This is a genomic window from Bradyrhizobium sp. NAS96.2, from assembly GCF_001908235.1.
Lineage (GTDB): Bacteria > Pseudomonadota > Alphaproteobacteria > Rhizobiales > Xanthobacteraceae > Bradyrhizobium.
This window is the reverse complement of the sequence record NZ_LGHK01000025.1, coordinates 26,981-48,006: the sequence shown is the minus strand read 5'-3', so window position 1 is coordinate 48,006 and position 21,026 is coordinate 26,981. Positions and strand designations below refer to the sequence as shown.

15 protein-coding genes and 1 pseudogene are annotated in these 21,026 nt (G+C 64.3%); 6 read left to right on the top strand and 10 right to left on the bottom strand.

Annotation, left to right across the window (positions count from 1 at the left end; all coding sequences use genetic code 11):
- Positions 1-263: 263 nt before the first annotated feature.
- Complete coding sequence (locus tag AC628_RS07115; protein WP_074126059.1) at positions 264-1,169, top strand: FkbM family methyltransferase; 906 nt, start codon at positions 264-266, stop codon at positions 1,167-1,169.
- A 101-nt stretch (positions 1,170-1,270) separates the two neighbouring features.
- On the opposite strand, the gene AC628_RS07110 is transcribed toward AC628_RS07115, so the two are convergent.
- Complete coding sequence (locus AC628_RS07110; RefSeq protein ID WP_074126013.1) at positions 1,271-3,244, bottom strand: substrate-binding domain-containing protein; 1,974 nt, start codon at positions 3,242-3,244, stop codon at positions 1,271-1,273.
- 107 nt (positions 3,245-3,351) lie between these two features.
- Here AC628_RS07110 and AC628_RS45775 point away from each other — a divergent pair, with 107 nt between their 5' ends.
- The gene (locus AC628_RS45775; RefSeq protein ID WP_283806539.1) at positions 3,352-3,474 is read left to right on the top strand and encodes a hypothetical protein; all 123 of its coding nucleotides are present in this window, start codon (positions 3,352-3,354) and stop codon (positions 3,472-3,474) included.
- A gap of 314 nt (positions 3,475-3,788) precedes the next feature.
- Here the strand turns inward: AC628_RS45775 and AC628_RS07105 are convergent, their stop codons facing one another.
- Positions 3,789-5,771 (bottom strand): substrate-binding domain-containing protein, encoded by a 1,983-nt coding sequence (locus AC628_RS07105; RefSeq protein ID WP_074126012.1) that lies wholly within the window; start codon positions 5,769-5,771, stop codon positions 3,789-3,791.
- A gap of 455 nt (positions 5,772-6,226) precedes the next feature.
- Between AC628_RS07105 and AC628_RS07100 the strand changes: the two genes are divergently transcribed.
- Together AC628_RS07100 and AC628_RS07095 are read left to right on the top strand one after the other, a co-directional pair.
- On the top strand, positions 6,227-9,331 hold the full coding sequence (locus tag AC628_RS07100) for a helicase-related protein (RefSeq protein WP_074126058.1): 3,105 nt from the start codon (positions 6,227-6,229) through the stop codon (positions 9,329-9,331).
- Positions 9,332-10,161: 830 nt separating this feature from the next.
- On the top strand, positions 10,162-11,712 hold the full coding sequence (locus AC628_RS07095; RefSeq protein ID WP_074126011.1) for a porin: 1,551 nt from the start codon (positions 10,162-10,164) through the stop codon (positions 11,710-11,712).
- Between the two features lie 83 nt (positions 11,713-11,795).
- On the opposite strand, the gene AC628_RS07090 is transcribed toward AC628_RS07095, so the two are convergent.
- From AC628_RS07090 to AC628_RS07075, 4 genes are all read right to left on the bottom strand, one after another.
- Positions 11,796-12,848: an LLM class flavin-dependent oxidoreductase gene (locus AC628_RS07090; protein ID WP_074126010.1), complete on the bottom strand. Its 1,053-nt coding sequence runs from the start codon at positions 12,846-12,848 to the stop codon at positions 11,796-11,798.
- Complete coding sequence (locus AC628_RS07085; RefSeq protein WP_074126009.1) at positions 12,848-13,771, bottom strand: glutathione S-transferase family protein; 924 nt, start codon at positions 13,769-13,771, stop codon at positions 12,848-12,850. The genes AC628_RS07090 and AC628_RS07085 overlap by 1 nt, the downstream gene beginning before the upstream one ends.
- A gap of 112 nt (positions 13,772-13,883) precedes the next feature.
- Entirely contained in the window at positions 13,884-14,642 is a 759-nt protein-coding gene (locus tag AC628_RS07080) for an SDR family NAD(P)-dependent oxidoreductase (RefSeq protein ID WP_074126057.1), read from the bottom strand.
- Positions 14,643-14,738: 96 nt separating this feature from the next.
- On the bottom strand, positions 14,739-15,308 hold the full coding sequence (locus AC628_RS07075; protein WP_074126008.1) for a TetR/AcrR family transcriptional regulator: 570 nt from the start codon (positions 15,306-15,308) through the stop codon (positions 14,739-14,741).
- Positions 15,309-15,412: 104 nt separating this feature from the next.
- Here AC628_RS07075 and AC628_RS07070 point away from each other — a divergent pair, with 104 nt between their 5' ends.
- Positions 15,413-16,201 (top strand): crotonase/enoyl-CoA hydratase family protein, encoded by a 789-nt coding sequence (locus AC628_RS07070; protein ID WP_074126056.1) that lies wholly within the window; start codon positions 15,413-15,415, stop codon positions 16,199-16,201.
- A 205-nt stretch (positions 16,202-16,406) separates the two neighbouring features.
- Positions 16,407-17,255, top strand: coding sequence for a division plane positioning ATPase MipZ (locus tag AC628_RS07065; protein ID WP_074126007.1), 849 nt, complete (start codon positions 16,407-16,409; stop codon positions 17,253-17,255).
- 15 nt (positions 17,256-17,270) lie between these two features.
- Here the strand turns inward: AC628_RS07065 and AC628_RS07060 are convergent, their stop codons facing one another.
- The 4 genes and pseudogenes from AC628_RS07060 to AC628_RS07050 form a co-directional block, all read right to left on the bottom strand.
- Positions 17,271-18,710: a glycosyl hydrolase family 79 N-terminal domain-containing protein gene (locus AC628_RS07060; protein ID WP_245321078.1), complete on the bottom strand. Its 1,440-nt coding sequence runs from the start codon at positions 18,708-18,710 to the stop codon at positions 17,271-17,273.
- 129 nt (positions 18,711-18,839) lie between these two features.
- Positions 18,840-19,647 (bottom strand): annotated as a pseudogene (locus AC628_RS07055) (IolE/MocC family protein).
- A gap of 3 nt (positions 19,648-19,650) precedes the next feature.
- Positions 19,651-19,959 (bottom strand): hypothetical protein, encoded by a 309-nt coding sequence (locus AC628_RS45170; RefSeq protein WP_245321077.1) that lies wholly within the window; start codon positions 19,957-19,959, stop codon positions 19,651-19,653.
- On the bottom strand, positions 19,956-20,993 hold the full coding sequence (locus tag AC628_RS07050) for an MFS transporter (RefSeq protein WP_245321076.1): 1,038 nt from the start codon (positions 20,991-20,993) through the stop codon (positions 19,956-19,958). Before AC628_RS07050 ends, AC628_RS45170 begins: the two co-directional genes overlap by 4 nt.
- Between the last annotated feature and the right edge of the window lie 33 nt (positions 20,994-21,026).

Sequence of the window (21,026 nt, the reverse complement as noted above, 5' to 3'; positions counted from 1 at the left end):
GTTGTGTCATGGTTGCGCTGATCCGGCTTACTCACTGCCCTTCTCATGTTGAAGGTCCGTGAATGCATGCAACCTCGTCATTGCGAGGAGCGGAGCGACGAAGCAATCCATGGTTCCGCGCGTGTGGACCGATGGATTGCCTCGCGGAGCCTGTCATCCGGCGGCGCTTCGCGCCGACCGGGTGGCTCGCAATGACGGGGATAGAGCTGCGCGCTTCGATCGCAAGGTTCGATGCGCCTTGCGCCGCTCGGTGAGGTCTTATGATGTCATCTCTGTCAACCGCGCCCGCGCCATCAGTCCCAGCTGACGAAACCGACCCGCTCAGCGCCCTGCTTGCAGCCGAACGTCTCACCGCCGTGGTCGATATCGGCGCCAACCCGATCGACGTCCCGCCCTATCTGCCGCTGCTGCAGAAGCGGCTGTGCCGGCTGTTCGGCTTCGAGCCGCAGCCCAGCGCGCTGGCCGAACTCAATGCGCGCAAGAGCGAGCTTGAGACCTATCTGCCTTATGTCGTCGGCAACGGCGAGCAGGCCCGCCTTCGCGTCTGTGCCGCGCCCGGGATGACCGGCCTGCTGGAGCCCGATCCGCTGATGCTGAAGCACTTTCAGGGCTTCAGCGAATGGGCCCGCATCATCGCCGACAGCAAGATCGCGACGCATCGACTCGACGATATCGGCGAGATCGATGCGATGGATTATCTCAAGATCGACGTGCAGGGCTCGGAGCTCGCGATCTTCCAGAACGGCCGGCGGCGGCTCGCGGAAGCGGTCGTGATCCAGACCGAGGTCTCGTTTCTGCCGCTGTACAAGAAGCAGCCGGTGTTCGGCGAGATCGACCTCGAACTGCGCAGCCAGGGCTTCGTTCCCCATGCCTTGCTCGGGATCAACAAGCGCATGATCTGGCCGATGCGCGGCGTCAATCCCTATGAGGCGTTCAACCAGCTGCTCGAGGCCGACGCCGTCTATGTCCGCGATTTCACCAAGGCGGAGGCGATGAGCGCCGAGCAGCTCAAGCATCTCGCCCTGGTCGCCCACCATTGTTACGGCTCCTACGATCTCGCGGCCATCTGCATCCAGCATTTGCTCAACCGCGATGCGATCGTCCCCCAGGCCGGGAGCCGCTATTTCGAGCTCGCCGCCGCGCACCGCGCCGCCGCCGAGGCCGGCTGAAACGCCAACAGAACGGCCGGGCCCCGATCGAGAGCCCGGCTGTTGATGCCTTGCGTGAGATCGAGATCCGGGTCGCCCCGGATCACGATTCCATGTTGGCGCTAGTTCGCGCCGCCGGTGACGCCGGTGCAGCCGTCGGTCTGCGTGCCCGACGTGCTGTAGGCCGCGATCGCGCTCGGCAGGCCGCCGGCCGCGCTCGATGTCAGGTAGGCGTTCAGGATGTTGGTGGCCCACACGCCGTCGAGCTCGTGGAAGCCGTTGTTGCGGATGACCCGGGCGACGTTCGGGTCATAGCCGGGATTGTCGGAATTCGATGTCGCCGGATTGTAGTTCGGCAGCCCGGTGACCGATCCGCCGAAGTACCAGGCGAGCCAGTTCTTCACGGCGGGCACCCGCGTCCCGGTCGTGTCGGCGTAGCAGCTGTACACGTTGAGGAAGCTCGCGCCGGTGATCGGATAGTCGGCCTGCGACTGCATCGGGATGCCGATGACGGACAGGCCGTCATAGGTCACGCCGCCGACGACGGTGCCGGCGGGATAGACCTGGGCGTACAGGTTCCAGGCATCATAGCTGCTGTTGATGTCCGGTGCCGTCAGATTGGAGAACGCCAGCTGGGCGTTGTTCGGCGTCGGCGGGACGAAGTTTTGCGCCTTGCCGTTGCTGCCGACCTGGCCCGGATGATAGACGCCGAGCAGGCGCTGCCGTTCGTTCTGGACGCTGGCCGACAGCGGTGCCGCTGCGGAGATCGTGGTGCCGGCGATTTCCTCGGTCACGGTCTGCGCATAGGGCTGGGTGAAGTCGGCGCTGAGATAGCCGATCCGGCCGGCGAAGCGCGGGTCGGTGCCGATCTTCAGCGCTTCGTGGTTGCTGCCCGACGCGCTGATCCAGTGCGGATCCGGACGTTCCTCGTCGTCATCCACATCAAAGGGGTCGCTCTGGTCGGAGCTCTTCACCGCCCTGATGTTGTCGAGCAGGCGGGAGAATTTGCCCGACGGCAGGTTCGCCGTGGTGCTGCCGCCGACGCCGACACCGGTGAAGATCTTCTTGTAATTGTAGGTGCCGGTCGGGTCGAGCAGCGGGCAGAGGTTGGCGAGGTAGTTGGTGAGGATGAAGCTCGCGCCGGCATCATCCGCGCGATAGACCACCTTGATCGGCAGCCGGCCGCTGGTATAGGCGACCGGGGTCAGCGAACCGTTGGTGTTGGCGTCGTAGAAGTGCTGGAATTGCTGCACGCCGTTGGCGTCGAGCGCGGGGATCAGCGTCGAGGTGTCGTGCCAGTCCGTCACGGTCGCCGAGAAGATCGCGCAGAGCTGGGCCGCGGAGAGCTGGATCGCGCCGCCGGCCTGGTTGTTCGGCGACAGCGCCGACTGGTTGGTCCAGGTCACGCCCGAAGCGGAATTCGAGGTGTTGACCGCAATCGCAACCGGGACCTCCATGGCCGGCACCTGGATCGGCGCGCCGACGGCCGAGGTGTTGAAGCTGGCGGCCGAGCTGCTCAGGGCGCCGATCAGCAACGTGTTCTGCCAATTGGTCGAGGGGACGAAATTGCTGAACGAGATGGTGGTCAGGCTTGCAATCGTGCTGGCGAGCGGCGCGTCGCTGGCGGCGAAGTCGAGCCGCGGATAGGGATAGCTCTTGAAGGCCGAATTGGCGGTGTCGCGGAACGGCGGCTTGGCCGAAGGCTTGCGCACCACGGCCGGCGCGGAGGCCGGGCTGCCGCGGAACAGTTGCCGCGCATCGTCGGCGATGTAGGCGCGCTGGCCGTTGCCGGAGCCGACGGCGGCGAACAATCCCTCGACCGAGGTCGAGACGAGGGTGCAGCTGGTCGGCAGCAGGTTCGGGCTCGGCGTTGCGGTCGTGAAGCTCGGCGAGAATGCCTGGCCGTCATTGGCGAGCGTCGCGCCCGCATAGCAGTCGAAGATCTGCCGCAGCGCCAGCGACGACAGCGTGCTGCCGCCGCCATAGATGCCGGTTTGGGCCGCAGCCGGTTGCCGGGCTCCGATCATGGCGGCGGCCGACAACACGACCAGCGAGGTCGTGCCCAGCACGCGTTCGGCGAACGATTTCGTCTTCATGATAACCTTCCCTGTTTTTGTTGCGTGACACGGCAGCGCCGCGCGACGGCCTGACGGCCTCGTGATGTCCGGAACGTCTTGTTCGATGGCTTCAGAATGGGATGGCGATGAAGAAGACCTTGCAGGAACGTCTCAAGACAATCGAAGCTGTTCGCCGCGCAAGGCGAACAGCCCTGCGCGTCGTTGTCGGCATCGGCGCCGATGTGGCTCACACCCCTAAGACAATCTGAATGGGTGCGATGCGCAGAGACCCGTGGTGATTTTTCGGACGTGGGTGGGTTCTGAAGAGAAACGCCTCACCCCATCAGAGCCGTCACCGGATCGATGCGCAGGCGTCACGATCCGGCTTCAAAGGTGCGGCGGGATTGCGAGGGCTCGATCACGAGCAATTCGGCGACGCTCGCACGCTGCGCGGCTAGTGAGAGTTTCGACGGCGTGTCGACAACGAAACGTGCGCCTCGTTCGAGACGCCCGTTCGCGTCACATACCCCGCGCTGCCTCAGCGTTCCGCAATCGGGGTTGCACGCCGGCAATGTGCGTTGGGTTACTTGGCGCCGCCGCTGGCTCCATTGGCTACATTCAAGCAGCCGACTACCTGGGGCGTGCCTGCGGCAGCGATGTCGGTGTAACTTGGGCCCCAGGAGCCCCAGTACTGTTTCTTGATGTTCTGCGCATAGCTGACCGGCACCGGGTGGAAGCCGGCATTTTGGACCACCGGAACGACGTCGGGATCGTAGTTGGGATCGGTGCTGTCGGCGCCGGCGAAATACCAAGTCAGGAAGTTGACGAGGTTGGTCACGCGGTCGGGATCGCTCTGGACGTTGTAGCAGCTATACAAGTTGAGGAAGGTCGTGCCGCTGAGCGGATATGCGTTCAGCTTGTTGGTGAGCGGCAGCACCGGCAGGCCGGTCACGTTAACGCCGGATTGGATGACGGTGCCGTACACGTTGGCGTAGATGTTGTAGTCGTTCCAGGTCCAGGTCGTGGAGGGGCTCTTGAGCCTCGTGTCACCCCACGCAGCGTTGGCGGCGTCCGGTGTCGGTGCGATGAACGTCAGGGACGTCGATCCCCCATTGTTCGGAACATAGGTGCCGGCAGCGCGCAGTTGTTCGTTCTGCAGCGCGGCCGAATACGGCGCACCGACATTGCTCAGGCCCGCTCCCGACACCTGGGTGGTGTAAGGCCTGGTCAGATTGGCGCCGACATATCCGATGCGGCCTGCCCCGCCAACTCCATCGCTGATCGTGGCGGCCGCGCCGCCGCTTCCTATTGCGGGAATCCACGTATTTGTGGTCACTGTCGTGTTCGTTGACCATGGACCAGGGCCACGCACAGCGTCGATGCGCGCGATCAGATTGGTGAAGGACGTGCTCGGCAGGGTCGTAGTATTGAAGATTGACTTGTAGCCATAGAGGCCGCTTGGAGTGTCAAGCAGCGGGCAGACCGCCTTGAGATAGTTGGTCAGGATGTAAGTCTCGCCGCTTTCGTCGCCGTTGTACACCACCCGGATTGGGAGGGACGAAACCGAGTATGCCTGCGCCGTGCCCGAGCTGTTGAGGTTCGTGTAGTCAAAAGCGGCGAGCTGCTGCGTGCCGGTTTTGTCGAGGAACGGGAGATAGTTGGGAGTCGTGCTGTTCCAGTTGGTCACCAGGCCGGTGAAGATGGTGCACATCTGCGCGGTCGAGAGCTGGATGGCGGCGCCCTGGTTGGCCTGGGTCGCGGGCAACGTGCCCGTGCCGGCGACCGCCGAATTCACCGTCATCGTGCTGGTGTTGACTGCAATCGCAACGTTGGCCTCGAACGCCGGGATCTGGATCGGATTGCCGTAGACCGTGGTGCTGTAGGCGACCGATGCGGTCGAGGTGCTGTTCATTATGATCTGGGTCAGCGCGCCGCCGGTGGTGGTCCAACTTTGCGTCGGATTGAAGCTGATGGACGAAGTGGTCAGAGCTGCCAACGTGGTACCGATCGGCGCTTCCGACAGGCCAATATCGATACGTGGATAGGGATAACTGCCGAACGTCGTCGCTGGAGCTCCCGGATTGGCCAGGTCGATCATCGGCGGTTGGATCGCCGGTAGCGGCGTGTTGATCGGAAAGTTGGCCGATGCGTTCGGCATGAGCCTCCTACTGTACCATTGCTGCGGGGTGTTGGTGATGAAGCCGCGCATGCCGTTCCCGCTGCCGACGCCGGCCACCAGGCCCCGAGCTGGAGCGCTCCTGAAGGCATCCGGATCCCAGACGGTGCAGGTGGTCGGCAACTTGCCCGGTCCTGGGAATGTGGAGTCGAACGAGAAGCCGTCGGGATAAGCAGTGCCGGAGCCAACCGTCGCGCCCACGTAACAGTCGAAGATCTGCCGAAAGGCTCCAGAGGCAAGCGTGCTGCCGCCCGCGTAAATGCCGCCGGTCGCTATGGGAATCTGCGCATTCGCGGGCCTCGCGCCCGACGATGCGAGAAGGGTTGCCGCGGATATGGCCAGGATCGAGGTCGTGCCGCGCAGATGCCCCGAAAACGTTTGCTTTCTCACTGCTGTGCTCCCGATTGTTCGCCGAGCGTTGATTGTCCGGATATCGACACCTACACGCAGAGCTTGTAACTGTAAGACATCTCTACGCGACGCGATGCGCAGCTGGTTTGCGATGATTTTTTCGTGCGCGTCCGCCGCGACCTCTCTCGTGACGCGATCCGATGCAGAGGCTGGACTACAAAGCGGCTGGCACCGCGCGCGAGACATCTCCGTTGCCGCAATTGATCCCCAGCCCGCGGCTGTTCAACGCGCGTGCGAGACTGTAATGAGGGCGCGGGCTGCATGCGTCGGGGGGCGCCGGCGGCCTGCGGTCGCTTGTCACCAGGCGATCGCTCTCACGAAATAACGATGGATTTGACGTGGCGAATACCAAGAAGGCCCGCGCTGCTGCTGGCGCGAAGAAGAACAGCAAGGGATTGGCGCGTTCCGGGATCTCATCTTCCTCGCCCCTCGGCATGTTGGCGCTGCATCTCCTCGAGCAATGGAAGAAGTCCGGCCGCGACGGCATCGTGTTCCTTGCGGAGAGCGAGAACAGGGCCGAGCGCCTCGGCAGCGTGCTGCATTCGCTCGATCCTTCGCTGGAGGTGCTGGTGTTTCCGCGGCTGAATACCTTGCCGTTTGACGGACTGGAGCCGTCGCGCGAGATCGCGGGCAGGCGGAGTTCGGTGTTGCGGCGTCTTGCGAAGAGCAAGAGGCCCGTCTTCCTGGTGTCGACGGCCGAGGCGGTCATGGAGCGGTTGCCGTTGCCCGCGAGCTGGAGCCGCCTCAGCATCAGCTTGAAGGTCGGGGCGCGCTATTCCGAGCAGGATCTCAAGGATCGCCTGGAGGCGCTCGGATACGATCTCGACGAAGAGGCGGATTATCCGGGAAGCGTCCTGTTCCACGGCATGACGTTCGAGGTGTTTCCGGCCGGCGCCCTTGGGCCGTTCAGGATCGAGCATTCCGGCGGAGTGATCCGCAGGATTGCTGGCGTCGATCCCGACGAACACGACGTCGTCTTCGACACGCAGGAGCTGTTGATCGATCCGATGTCGGAGCGGATCGCGCTGGGAGGCAAAAGGGCGCAGCGCGCGGCGCTGCCGGACTATTGTGATCGCGCGCGCTGGATCGCGGACGCCGGCGTGTCCGCTCACGCCGACAGCTGGCTGAGCACGATCAAGGAAGCGGCCGGCCGCAGGGAAACGGAGCGCGAGTATTTTGCGCCCGCTGACTGGAAGCGGCTGACCAAGCGCATGAGCGTGCTGCCGCGAAAGGCGGCTTTCATCCCGACACCTGATTTCTCGAAGGTCGCTTCGTCGCGGAAAGCGCTCCGCGCCTTTGTCGCCGACACGGAGCGCGCCGGATCGCGGCTGCTGCTCGTTGCAGCTGTTGAGGACGACCTGCGCACGATGGAGCGCATGGGCGGGATCAAGGCGGAGCGCTTCACCGACTGGAGCGAGGCGGCAAAGGGGCGGGGCGGCGAGGCCGCGCTGTTGGCAGACTTCGACACCGGCTTCATCGGTTCAGGCCGCAAGCCGCTTGTCGTGGTGACGGCAACCGATGTGCTCGGCAGCCGGGCCCATCATCCGCAGCCGATGGCCAGAGCCTGGAGTGCGGCGTTCGATCATCCCGACGTGCCGGAGCGGGGCGCGGTCGTCGTTCATCTGCAGCGCGGCCTCGCCGAGCTCGACGGCTTGCAGACCCTCGACATGGGGAAGGGATCGTCCCGCGAGATGATCAGGCTGGCATTTGCCGGCGATGACGCCGTGCTGGTTCCGCCCGCCGACCTTGCACTGATCTGGCCCTATGCGGCTGAACTCGGCAGGCTGACATTGGACAGGGCCGACGGCAGCACATGGTGGGCGCGACGGACCAAGGCGGAGCACGAAATCCAGATCGCCGCCAAGGCGCTTGCCAAACATATCGCGCAGCGGCGTCGCCGGCGCGCGCCCAAGCTGGTCGCTCCCGGTCCCGCATATGAGCGGTTCGTCGCGCGCTTTCCGTATTTCACGACGGTCGACCAGGCGAAGGCGATCCGGGACGTGCTCGACGATCTCGCGTCGGGTCATCCGATGGACCGGGTCGTGTGCGGCGATGTCGGATTTGGCAAGACCGAGGTCGCCCTGCGCGCGGCGGCGGCCGTTGCGCTGTCGGGCAAACAGGTTGCCATCGTTGTGCCGACCACTGTTCTGGCAAGGCAACACGTCGCGACGTTCCGCAAGCGGTTTGCGCCGCTCGGCATCGAGGTGGGAAGCCTGTCGCGCGCGACATCGGCGCAGGAAATGCGGGAGACGAAGGAGAGCCTGCGAAGCGGCAAGATGAAGGTCGTGGTCGGCACGCAGGCGATCGCATCGAAGGACGTCAAATTCGCCAGGCTGAGCCTGGTCATCGTCGACGAGGAGCAGCATTTCGGGGCAGCGGAGAAGGCGAAGCTCTCGGGTCTGGCGAAGGGTGTCCATACGCTCTGGATGAGCGCCACGCCGATCCCGCGCACGCTTGCGGCAGGTCTTGCGGGATTCAGGGATCTCAGCGTGATCGCATCCCCGCCGGTGCATCGCCTGCCGGTCGTGACCAAGATCGCGCCATTGTCGGACGCTGCCATTGCAGCGGCATTGCTGCGCGAGCAGCGACGTCACGGGCAGAGCTTCCTGATCTGTCCGCGCATCCAGGATCTCGATCCGCTGCTGGCGCGCGTGCAGGCGGTCGCCCCGGAGCTCCGCATCGTTTGCCTGCATGGCAGGCTGCCTGCCGAGGAACTTGACGATCGCATGATGAGCTTCGTCGAGGGCGAGGCCGACGTCCTGTTGGCGACCAACATCGTGGAAAGCGGTCTCGATATTCCGCGGGCGAACACCATCGTGGTCTGTTGGCCGGAAAAGTTCGGTCTGGCACAGCTTCACCAGCTGAGGGGACGGGTGGGACGCGGTGGAACGCGCGCCTTCGCGTACATGCTGACCGAAACGAACTCGGAGCAATCCGGCAAGCGGTTGGCCGTTCTGGAGGAGTTCAGCAGACCGGGCGCAGGTTTTGCGATCAGCGAGCGTGATCTGGACCTCAGAGGTGCCGGAGACCTGTTGTCCGAGCGGCAATCCGGCCACGTGCAGGTGTTCGGACCGGTGCTCTATAACCACCTTCTGAAGCAGGCTTCGGAGAAGACCAACGATCGGTCCGCCGATCTGTGGGTGCCCGACCTCAACCTTCCGCTCGCGGATCTCTTGCCAAGGAGTTACGTGCAGTCGGAATCGATGCGCCTTGAAATTTATGGCCGCGTCGCCAGGTGCCGGAATGAAGACGATCTGGAAGATCTGGAGGAAGAGACCTCGCGCCGTTTCGGCAGGCTGCCGCCGGCGGGTCGGGACTTCTTCGCGGCGGCAAGGCTCAGGATCGATTGCAAGCGGCGAGGCATCGTGAGGCTCGATGTCGGGCCGGAGGCCGTCGCAGCGACGTTCCTCCCGGGGAGGCTGCCGAAATCCAGAGCACGATCGCTACAACGCGACGGCGATCGCGTCTTTTACTCAGATCGGACACACGAGCCGCCTTTCGAGCGGATCAACGACCTGCTGGATATTCTGGACGAGTGAGTGCGACGTCACTCTCGGCACCGCCTTCGTGGGCTGGGTCACACGCCCCGTTGCTTCACAGCGCTTACCAGCTCTCGTCAGACACGAGTCTTGTGACTGCATCCGACTGCATCGCGCCGTGTGACTGCGTCACGCGCGCAGTGGAGATATTTCATCGCGCAGCTGCTGCGGAGAACAAATCGACTGATCCGGTGCACTGACATCGCCGTGACATGTAGTGCCGGTACTGCAGACCTAAAGCGGTCCGTCCGCCGTCCTTCGGCCTGCTCCGAGCCATCGGAAAGCCCCCTTCCAGGCCCGACTCGACGGTATCCAGGGCGGGCTATGTCGTTCAGATACCGGTATTTTTGGGCCGAAATATCGTGCCCGGGGCCGGAATCAGTACCGCCAAAGCGGGCTCCAATTTTCGCTTGCTCCGTAGGACTACGCGTTTTGCACACCGTTCCGCCCGGTGTTGCCCAAATTTGCGCCCGCCAGCAGTATCTTAAATATTCTTATTAAATTTCAATGGCTTGTTGAGGTGCTGCAGTTCAAATGCCCGTGATATTTGTGCAACATTTGCCCGAAAACAGCCGCAACTCCTGCCATGGCAAGCGGTCTTTTGTTGCGTGATCGGGGGGCTTCTGTCTCATATGGAACTGCGACGGAGGGGGGCATCCCGAGGTCGTCCCGTTCTAGGTGGTTCGCTTAAGTCCCTCGCGTTCATGCGGGTGTGTCCGAAGGCGCGAAGCGACTGAGCGGGGATTTAAGGGACAAAGGGAACCAACCTGAGGGTGTTTACCCGGCGGATCCGGAACCTTCCCTGAGATAGAGCAACTTGGAGGTTTAACATGAAGATGGTTAAGAGCCTTATCCTCGGCTCGGCGGCGGCACTCGTCGCGGTCGGCGGAGCTCAGGCGGCCGATCTTCCCGTCAAGGCCAAAGCGGTCGAGTACGTGAAGGTTTGCTCCCTGTATGGTCCCGGTTTCTACTACATCCCGGGCACCGATACCTGCATCAAGCTCGGCGGCTACCTGCGCGCCGACGTCGTCGTGAACTCGAACTCGGATCACACCGGCAACACCTCGGGTGCCGGCGGTGCGAACAACCGGTTCACCAACGGCTACACCTGGCGCTCTCGTGAAGACTTGAACATCGATACGCGTACGGCGACCGAATACGGTGTCGTCCGTACCTTCTTCGATGCGACGTTCTCGTGGACGTCGGACACCTACGCTGGCCAGGGCAACGGCGCGACCGTTTACTCCCCGATTGGCGCGGTTCAGGCCCCGAACAACGCGAACTCCGGTGCGGTTGCTGGCGGTACGGTTGGCGTCTACTACGCCTTCATCCAGTTCGCCGGCTTCACCATGGGTAAGGCGGTCTCGCAGTTCTCGGCTCCGTGGGCCAACTATCCGGGCAACAACTTCGACGGTCTCGTCGGCGGCGGCGGTACGATCACTGGCGTGAACCAGTTCACCTACACCGCTCAGTTCGGCAACGGCGTGTCTTTGTCTCTGTCGGCTCAGGATCAGACGGCCTACTACCAGGCTGGCGTGAACAACACCCTCGCGGGTGGCGCTTACGGCACCAGCGATTACGCTGGTACGATTGCTCCGGACCTCGTCGCGATGCTGCGCGTCGACCAGGCTTGGGGTCTGTTCCAGGCGTCGTTCGCGGCGCATGACAACCACGCGGCCTACTACGGCGGCACTGAGTTGACCGGTCATCCGGACGACAAGTGGGGCTGGGCTGGTCAGTTGGCCTTGTCGATCAAGAACATTCCGACCGGACCTGGCGACACCATCAACGTGCAGGGCGTCTACACCAACGGTGCGACGCGCTACAACATCCAGGACCTCGCTGGTTCGGCTGGTGCGAACACCATCTATGGTGGAACCGGTCTGCCGGGCGCCTACCAGAGCATTGGTATCGGCGTTGCTCCTGACAGCGTGTTCGGTGCTATCGGTGGCGTGAACACTGGGCAGCAGCTGGTCACGACCTGGGGCTTCCGCGGTGCCTACGTGCACAACTGGAACCCCTACTGGAACACTTCGATCTACGGTGCTTATGCCGGTATCACCTACAACGATACGGCTAAGACCCTGCTCTGCGGCGTCGGCGGCGTTGGCGGTTCGGTTCGGACCACCCTCAATGCTCTGGGCGGCGCGATCACCACCTGCAACCCCGACTACAATATCGCGCAGATTGGTACCCAGACCCAGTGGACCCCGGTCAAGAACCTGACCTTCACGGCAGACCTGACCTACACCCATCTGGATCAGAAGTATGCTGGTACGGTGTCGGCGCCCAGCGCCGCGATCGGCAAGCCTGCTGCTCTCTACGAGCTGAAGGACCAGAACACTGTGACCTTGCTGCTCCGCGCTCAGCGCAACTGGTAATACCGGTTGATCTGATAGCCGACTAACAGACCCCCGGCGCCAAAACGCCGGGGGTTTTGCTTTGTGCGGGCGGCTCTCGTGCGTCACGCGGCGAGCATGTCGCGCACCATCGGCACCACCTTGTTTCCATAGAGCTCGATGCTCTTCATCAGCTTCTCATGCGGCAGCGGGCCCGCCGAGTATTTCAGCTGGAAGCGCGCGGCCCCGAGCGCCTTCACGGTCGCCGCGATCTTGCGGGCGACGGTTTCCGGCGCGCCGACATAGAGCGAGCCGTGCTCGGCCTCGGCGACGAACTCATCGCGGCTCATTGGCGGCCAGCCGCGCTCCTTGCCGATCCGGTCGCGCATGACCTTGTAGTCCGGCCACAGCTCTTCGCGGGCTTGCGCGTCGGTCTCGGCGACGTAGCCCGGCGAATGCACGCCGATCGGCTGCGGCGTCCGGCCGAACTGCTGGTAGGCGCGCTGGTGCAAATCGACATAGGGCGCAAAGCGCTTGGGATCGCCGCCGATGATCGCGAGCATCAGCGGCAGGTCGTAATGCGCCGCCCGCACCACCGATTCGGGGCTGCCGCCGACGCCGATCCAGGTCTTCAGCCGGCCGTGCTCGACCGGCGGATAGACCGACTGGCCCTTGAGCGGCGGCCGCAGCTTGCCCTCCCAGCTCACCGGCTCTTGCTTCAGGAGCTCGGTGAACAGGTCGAGCTTCTCCTCGAACAGCTCGTTGTATTGCCTGAGATCGAAGCCGAACAGCGGGAACGACTCGGTGAACGAGCCGCGGCCGAGGATCACCTCGGCGCGGCCGTTCGAGACCGCATCGACGGTTGCGAAGCGCTGGAAGACGCGAATCGGATCGTCCGAGCTCAACACGGTCACCGCCGAACCGAGGCGGATGTTTTGGGTGTGTGCAGCGATTGCCGCCAGCACGGTCTCGGGGGTGGAGATCGCAAAGTCGGCCCGGTGGTGCTCGCCGAGCCCGATGAAATTGATCCCGAGCTGATCGGCCAGCACCGCCTCGTCGACGACGTTGCGGATCACCTGGGCGTGGGACAGCGGCGCGCCGGCGGCGTCCTTGGTGACGTCGCCGAACGTATCAGGCCGCGAAACGCAGCGTTTCCACCCCCGCGAGCCGGCCGCGATCAGCCCGGGACGACCAGGAAGCCGGCGCGCGGGAAATGCACCACGACCTCGCCGACGCGCTCGTCGGACCGGCGGATCGCGATGTGCTGTGCCGACAGCGAGACGATCTCGCCGCGGACCGGGACCTTGCCGTAGTCATCCGGCATCACAGCGACGACGTCGCCGGGCTTGCGACCGTTCGGATCCGTGGGGTCGCCGAACACCGGCGACTCCGGCTGCGCCTTCGCTGCGACCTCGAGCGCGTCGGCCGACGACATCTCGCTTCGCGTGCCGTGGCCGATGGCGCGGATGCGCTCCTCCCACGCCGCGGTGCGTGGAAAAGGCTTCATCATTTCGTCGATCGTGGCGAGGCTCTGCCGCGCGTACCACACGTTCATGTAAGCGCTGACATCGGCGAGGCTGAACTCGCCGAACAGCCACGGCCGACCATCACCGAGTTGCGCCTCGATCCAGTCGACATTGGTGCGGAACTGGTCGCGCATCTGCGGGAGCGCCGCGGTCATGGCGGCGATGTCGAACTTGCCGCCGCGCAGCTTCTCGCGATCCGCAATGAAATCCTGTGGGACCTTGTCGCCGATGAAGCCGAACACGAGGTTGACCGTGCTCTGAAAGAACGGCCGGTCGGTCCACATGCCGAGCGCCCAGGGCATCCCGGCATTTCCTCCGGGAAACAGCGTCGGCGCCGGATAGCGCCGTTCCAGCTCGCGGATGATGATCTGGGTGTCACAATAGATGTCCGCGCCGATCTGCATCGTTGGCGTCCGGCGATAGCCGCCGGTCATCGGCATCAGGTCCGGCCGCGGCATGATCCGGGAAATCCGCACCGAGTTCCAGGCAAGCTTCTTGAATCCGAAGATGATGCGGATCTTCTCGGAGAACGGCGACTGATCGAAATGATGCAGGATCGGCGTGGGCTGCGACATGGCCTTCTCCCGGGGATAGGGGGCGATCGTCTCGGATCTTGTCGCTTAGCCTGACAAGATTTGCGCGGATCGCAATCGATTTTCCCCGGTGAAGGCGTGCCGCCCTGGGCGCTCAGAACTGCTCCGCCCATGGCCGCAGGTCGAGCTCCAGCGTCCAGGCGCTGCGATGCTGGTGGTGCAACACCCAATAGGCCTCGGCGATGGCCGCGATGTTGAGCAGGCCGTCCGGCCCGCGCTCATCCTTCAACTGTGGGCGCATGCTCAGCAGGCGATCGCCGCCGATGCCGCCGTCGACCACGACATGACCGACATGGATGCCCTGCGGCCCGAATTCCCGCGCCACGCTCTGCGCCAGCGCGCGCAGCGCCGCCTTGGCGGCGGCGAAGGGCGAATAGTTGGCCTTGCCGCGCAGCGAGCCGCTGGCGCCGGTGAACACCAGCGTGCCGCCGCCGCGTCCAAGCAAGGCGGGGATCGCGGCCTGCGCCAGCTGGAAGCCGCCGAGCGCGTGCTCGCGCCAATGCTCCTCGAAACGCTGCTCGCTCACTTTCAGGAACGGCGCGGGCCGGTTGGAGCCGGCATTGTGCACGGCCATCGCCAGCGGGGCCAGCCTCTCGGCGGCCTCGACGAAGCGCGCCACGTCGGCTGCGATCGAGGCATCGCCGACGACATGGGTGACCCTGGCGCCATCGGCGGCGAGTTCGGCAGCGGTTGCTGCGAGCTTCTCGGCGTTGCGCCCGGCGATCGCGACCGGATAGCCGCCGGCCGCAAAGCGTCGCGCGATCGCGGCGCCGAGGCCGTTGGATGCGCCGACGCCTGATATCAGCACGCTGCCCTGCACAGCCGTCGGCTCGAGGGTAGATCGGTCGTTCATGGCTTGCTCCATCAAGAGCATGATCCGGAAAAGTGGAAACCGGTTTTCCGAAAAGATCATGCTCAAACAAACAAGGTGCCCGCGGTGCGGGCGCTATCATTCGTCTGAGGCCATCGCGACGATGCGCTCGCGCACCGTGCGCAGAATGGCATCGGACCGCTTCGGATCGGTGATGACGCGCGAGATCGCGAGTGCACCGACCATCGCGCTGACAGCGACGATCGCGCTGTGATCGTCATCGTCACCGAGCGTCTCGGCGACCTTGGCGATGAAGGATTCGATGTGCGGCTCCATCACCGCGCGGCATTGTGCGTCGGCGCGGCCGACATCGGAGATCAGCGCGCCGATCGCGCAGCCCGACTTGGGCGTGTCGCGATGGGTGCGGCTGAGATAGCTTCGCACCAGCGCGTTGATGCTGACCGGTTTGTCGGGATCGCGCGCTGCGTGCGCCGAAGCTTCGCCCGCGGTCAGCGCTTGTTCCAGCGCCGCGGCGATCAGGTCGGAACGCGAGGCGAAGTGCCCGTAGAAGCCGCCATGGGTCAGCTTCACCTGCTGCATCAGGCCGCCGATGCTGAGCGCATCCAGCCCCTTGTCGCGGATCTGCGTCGCAGCCTCGTTCAGAATACGCTCCCGGCTCCTGGCCTTGTCGGCCTGGGAATGGCCCATCTCACAGTGCCTCTGTTTGACTCTCGTTCTGGATTATGACCATCATGCATCTGGATGACAACCATCATCCAGAAAATATTCAGTCACAAAGCAGGGAGGAACAGATGTCCGGCAGCGCGAGCGAAGGGCGGGTCCGCCACGAGCGGCATGGCCGCATCCTGAAGATCATCATCGACAATCCCGCGAAGAAGAACGCCTTCAGCCCGGAGATGATGGCCGAGCTGTCCGACGCGCTGACGCTGCTCGACAATGACGACGGTCTCTGGGTCGGCGTGCTCTGTGCCGCCGGCGGCAGCTTCACCGCGGGTCTCGACATGCCGAAATTCTTCGGCCCGACGGCGAGCCGTAAGCCGTTGCCGGAAGGTAACGTCGATCCCTTTGGATTGTCGAAGCGGTGTCGGAAGCCGATCGTCACGGCGGTGCAGGGCATCGTGTTCACGGTCGGTATCGAGATGATGCTGGCCGGCGATATCGTCGTCGCCGCGGACGACAGCCGCTTCTGCCAGATGGAAGCCAGGCGCGGCATCGCGCCGCTCGCCGGCGCGCATTTCCGCTACATCGGCCGTGCCGGGTGGGGCGATGCGATGTATCACCTATTGCTGTGCGACGAGTTCTCCGCGGCCGAAGCGCATCGGATCGGTCTCGTGCAGGAGGTCGTGCCGGCCGGTCAGCAGATCGAGCGGGCGATGGCGCTCGCGGAGATCATCGCGCGCAACGCGCCGCTCGGAATCCAGGTGACGAAGGAAGCGGGCCGCAAGTTCATCGAAGCCGGCGAGCAGGCGGCAATCGCGATCATCCCAGAGATCCGCGAACGCGTGCTCAACACATCAGACGCGGCCGAGGGCATCAAATCGTTCGTGGAGCGTCGCGCAGCGGTGTTCCAGGGGCGCTAGTGCCCGGGACGCGAGTCCCAAAGCGCGAGTTGCGTTCGTGATACGTGCTGCAGGAAGCTGTGACAATGATGTCGCAGCTTCTTGATTTTGATCACGACGATGTTGCAGCGACTCTTGTCGAGATTCGTCGAATCAGGGAGACTTCAATCATTCATTAAATTTCGTTTCGTCCTGGCTCTCACTCAAGCGTCCGGTTTGGCATCCCATGACAAACGCACGAGTAATTGTTGTCGGAAACAACAAGGGCGGCTCTGGCAAGTCGACGATTGCCATGCACGTCGCCATCGCGCTGATCAAGGCGGGTCAGCGTGTCGCCACCATCGATCTCGACAATAAGCAGAAGTCGCTGACGCATTACGTCGAGAACCGGCGTGACTGGGCGCGGGAAACCGCGCTCGAGCTCGGCGTCCCGGCGCATATGTGCTTCGAGACGGTGAGCGGCAGGAGCAGCGAGGTCGAGACGCTCGGGCGCAGCGCGCTCGCCGAGATCGTCGAACGGCTCAGCCGGTCGCATGATTTCGTCGTCATCGACTGCCCCGGTCACGATACCTATCTGACGACGTTCACGCATTCGCTGGCGAACACGCTGATCACGCCGCTGAACGACAGTTTCCTCGATTTCGACGTGCTCGGCACCGTCGATCCGAACGATTTCAAGGTGACCGGCATCAGCCACTATTCCAAGATGGTGGAGGAGGCGCGGCACCAGCGCAGCGCAAATGATCAGCCGGCGTTCGAGTGGGTGGTGCTGCGCAACCGTCTCTCCACGCTCGGTTCGCGCAACAAGCGCCTGGTCGGCGAGGCTCTCGGCGAGCTGTCGAAGACGCTGAATTTCCGTCTGGTCGACGGCCTGGCCGAACGCGTGATCTTCCGCGAATTCTATCCGCGCGGATTGACCGCGGTCGACGATGTCAACCAGCTCGCGCTCGGCGGCCGGCCGACAATGTCGCATGTCACCGCATGGCTCGAGATGGAGCGGTTGATGACCGCGATCATGCTTGGCCATCTGGTGCGCCCGCCGGAATCCTCCGACGCCAGCCGCGACGCGGCGTAAGGCGACGTCGCTTCGCTACCGGCAATTGGCGTTGCCGGCGTTGGCAATGGTCAGGAACGTGATCGTTGCGGGAGCAAAGACGATCGCTCCTGCCGCAGCTGCATCACCCGTTAGGGCCGGGACCTGATCGGAAGCCCCGAGCGCGAGCGTGCTGCCATTGAGCTGAACGGTGCCGTCGGTGGGCTTGGCGCTCGCCAATGTGTAGCGTTGCGCGGCGGCTGCGAGCGTCAACTTGCGTTGCGTCCGCCGATCATTGTTGATGACGAGCAGGGTGATTGCATCGGACATGTCGCGCGCGCAATGCGCATAGACATGGAAACCGGGTTGCCCCGAGATGCCGACATCGAGCACGGTGGTTCCCATCAACCGTCGCCATAGCAGCGCGGCCCAATAGTTCGGCCGCGGCAGATGGGTTCGCTCGTCGAGTAGCCCGTAGTCGCTGGCGGCAAGCGTGTTGTGCATGACAACCCGGACGCCGGCCTTGGCCAGTCGCCCCAGCTGATCGAGGTAGCGGAACGTATCGGCGAAGGTTGCGGCCCAGCGGTTGCCGCCGCACGCAGTCTCCGCGGTCTCGGTCAGCCAGATCGGCTTGCCCGGTGCAAGCCGGTCGCGCAGCGTCTTGTAGAAGGCGAATGTCCTGCCGGTTCGCGCCAGCCATTCGTCCGACAACGCCTGCTTGGCTGTGCGATTGCCGGAGCATCGCGCCGAGAGCGCGCCGTAGTGATGGTAGGAGACCGCGTCGATGCCTGCTGCCGATACCGTGAACCGCGCTCTTGCATCGGCGCCGGTGCCGATCGTGCCTGGGCCGAGGATCGTCACGTCAGGCGCCGCAGTCTTCATGAATGTGCGGAAGGTGGCAAAGTCCCGGCCGTAGGCCGCGGCATCGTAGTGGTCGGGCGCGCCGCCGATCGCGGGCAGATCGGGCTCGTTCATGAACTCGGCTGCCGCGATCCCGCCGCCGGCCGATCGCGTGAAGGAAAGAAGCTGCCGGGCCTGTTCGGAGGTCCATCGTCCCGCAGCATCGCGCGTGCCGGCGCTGATCGCAAAAGACGTGACGATGAGGGCATCGACGGCGTGCGAGAAGTCGATCACATCTAGCCATCGTTGCCGTGTCAGCACGCCGTTGAAGCCGGCCGGCGGTGCGCTTGGCGGCACGTCGGAATCTGCAAAGAATGTGCTGTTGGCCCAGGTTCCGCTGACGCGAAGGAGGGCCGGAGCGAGTGCTGCGGCGAGTTTTCGTAGCCGGCCATCGCGCAGATCGATCGGTGGGCGCGGTGCGAACCGTTCCGTCTTTGCATCCGCGGCGGCGGCCGCATAGGGCTTCCAGAATCGTCCGCCGGTCACCTCGACCATCTCGATGTTGTAGGACTGGAAACGCGGATCGATCGTCGCAACGCGCGGCATGCTCGCGACATCAAGCGTCAGTTCCGCCGCGACCGCCTTCGTGCAGACCAAGGCGGCAATAGCCGGGATGACGATGCGTGTGAGGCGTTGAAGTGAGCCGGCTCGTTGGTGGTTGCGCACGGGTGCTCGCGTCGATCTGAACTGCTTGTCAATTCAGAATGCCGCTGCCGCCTGCTTGAATCAACGCACGAGGGCGCCTTGCGGCTCGCTTGCGATGCGATCCCACAGCGCGCGGATGATGTCCTTCATGACCAGCGCGTCCTGCCAGCGGTCGGACAATTCCCGGCCATCTGGACCGGTGATGGCATAGGGCGGCGGACCAAGCTCGCACAGAAAGGTCAAGGTCGCATCGGGCCCCGCGCGCTTGCGCCAGGAGCGGATGCCGTATTCCCACCAGTCCATGAATAGCGACACCCAGCCCTGGTGCTGTGGAAAGCCCAGCGAGATCTGCACCTGCTCGCGGCTCGCGATGCGGCCGTGGATGCCCCACGCATGGTCGAGGATGCGATGCATCATCGCATGGTTGACGTCGTCGACCGGCCAGGCGAATTCGCGGCCGACCAGATAATGCGAGAGGTCGGCGGTCAGCCGCAGATCCGGAAAGCAGTCGAGCAAATCGAGCATGAAGAACAGGTCAGTCGTCATGCGGTCGCGATGGGTCTCGACATGCACGGCGACGCCGGCCTCGGCCGCAGACGTCCGGCTGCAGATTGACATGATCGGCGCCGAGCCGGGCAACCAGCGCGAGCACCGGCTTCAGATCGTCGACGCTCTTCGGATAGCATTGCGCCTGCCAGATCATGCCGTGCGCGCGAAGGAAGTCCGTCACTTCGCGCGCGAAGGCAGGATCGATGAAGCGGACGCCGGCGCCGTCAAACCCGGCGTCGCGGATCATCGCGAGCTGGGTTTGCAGCGGCCATTCGGCCTCGTCGGCCAGCCGCCGCTCCATCGCCCAGAGCGACTGCAGGACGCGCAGTTGCTGCGCCACCGTTCAGGCCCGCGCCGGGATCGCGGTGGGCAGCTCGGCCTGTTCGCTCGCGTCGGCGGCGATGTTCTCCTGATACGTCTCGGGCCCGATCCAGATCGCAACCACCGTGCAGGCCGACAGGAACATCGCGTAGCAGGCGACCGGCCACCAGGTCCCGTATGCCGCCACCAGTGCGGTGGCAACGAACGGCGCCGGGCCGCCCGACAGCAGCGAGCCGAGCTCCCGGGCGAAGGCAAAGCCGGCGAAGCGGCGCTGCGGCGGGAACAGCTCGGCGAAATACGCCGCCTGCGGCCCGAACATCGCCGCGGTCACCACGCGCGCGCCAGGATGAAGGCGAGTGCGATCATGACCCACTCCTTGGTGCCGACCATCCAGAAGAACGGGAAGGCGAGCGCGACGCCAGCCAGCGCGCCGAACATGTAGACCGGCCGCCGTCCGATCCGGTCCGACAGGGCGGCAAAGCCGAGGATCGCAAACAACTCGACCGTGAATGCCAGCATCAGCGCGCTGAGCGCCTCCGCTTTCGGCACGCCGAGCGTCGTGATGACGTAGCTCAGGCCAAACACCGGGAAGAAGTAGCCGAGCCCGTTTTCGGCCATCCGCGCGCCGAGCACGACGAAGAAGTTGCGCGGGTGCTGGCGCAACGCCTCCATCGCCGGATTGCTCTCGACCTTGCCACGCGCCACCACCGCCTCGGTATAGACAGGCGTCTCGGTGATGCGCATGCGGACGAAGATGCCGACGACGATCAGCAGGAAGCTGGCCAGGAAGGGCAGGCGCCAGCCCCAGCTCATCAGCGCCTCACGCGGCAGCGTCGTCACCAGCGCGAAGGCGCCGGCGGCGAGCAGGTTGCCGACCGAGACACCGAGCGGCGCGAAGCCGCCCCAGAAGCCGCGATGCTTCGGCGGCGCATTTTCAACCAGATAGATCACCGCGCCGCCATATTCGGCGCCGGCGCCGAGGCCCTGGATCACGCGCATTGCGACCAGCAGCACCGGCGCCCAGATGCCGATCTGCGAGTAGGTCGGCAGCACGCCGATCGCGGTGGTGCCGATGCCGATCATCAGCAGCGTTGCGACCAGCACCGGCTTGCGGCCATAGCGGTCGCCGAGGATGCCGAACAACAGGCCGCCGAACGGCCGCACCACGAAGCCGACGCCGAAAGTCAGGAACGACAGCAGCGTGCCGACAACAGGATCGCTCTTCGGAAAGAACAGCTCGCCGAACACCAGCGCGGCTGCGGTGCCATAGAGGAAGAAGTCGTACCATTCGAGCGCGGAGCCGATGCTGGCTGCAAGAATCACACGCAGGCGCGATTTGCTGGCGCCATCTGCCATCTTGGTCATTCGTTTCCCCGTAGTTTTGATTTTTATGGTTTG

Bases quoted from the DNA above. Each gene is read 5' to 3' on its own strand.
- AC628_RS07115 (WP_074126059.1), top strand. From the start codon at position 264: ATGTCATCTCTGTCAACCGCGCCCGCGCCATCAGTCCCAGCTGACGAA.
- AC628_RS07110 (WP_074126013.1), bottom strand. From the start codon at position 3,244: ATGAAGACGAAATCGTTCGCCGAACGCGTGCTGGGCACGACCTCGCTG.
- AC628_RS45775 (WP_283806539.1), top strand. From the start codon at position 3,352: ATGAAGAAGACCTTGCAGGAACGTCTCAAGACAATCGAAGCTGTTCGC.
- AC628_RS07100 (WP_074126058.1), top strand. From the start codon at position 6,227: ATGTTGGCGCTGCATCTCCTCGAGCAATGGAAGAAGTCCGGCCGCGAC.
- AC628_RS07095 (WP_074126011.1), top strand. From the start codon at position 10,162: ATGAAGATGGTTAAGAGCCTTATCCTCGGCTCGGCGGCGGCACTCGTC.
- AC628_RS07085 (WP_074126009.1), bottom strand. From the start codon at position 13,771: ATGTCGCAGCCCACGCCGATCCTGCATCATTTCGATCAGTCGCCGTTC.
- AC628_RS07080 (WP_074126057.1), bottom strand. From the start codon at position 14,642: ATGAACGACCGATCTACCCTCGAGCCGACGGCTGTGCAGGGCAGCGTG.
- AC628_RS07075 (WP_074126008.1), bottom strand. From the start codon at position 15,308: ATGGGCCATTCCCAGGCCGACAAGGCCAGGAGCCGGGAGCGTATTCTG.
- AC628_RS07070 (WP_074126056.1), top strand. From the start codon at position 15,413: ATGTCCGGCAGCGCGAGCGAAGGGCGGGTCCGCCACGAGCGGCATGGC.
- AC628_RS07065 (WP_074126007.1), top strand. From the start codon at position 16,407: ATGACAAACGCACGAGTAATTGTTGTCGGAAACAACAAGGGCGGCTCT.
- AC628_RS07050 (WP_245321076.1), bottom strand. From the start codon at position 20,993: ATGACCAAGATGGCAGATGGCGCCAGCAAATCGCGCCTGCGTGTGATT.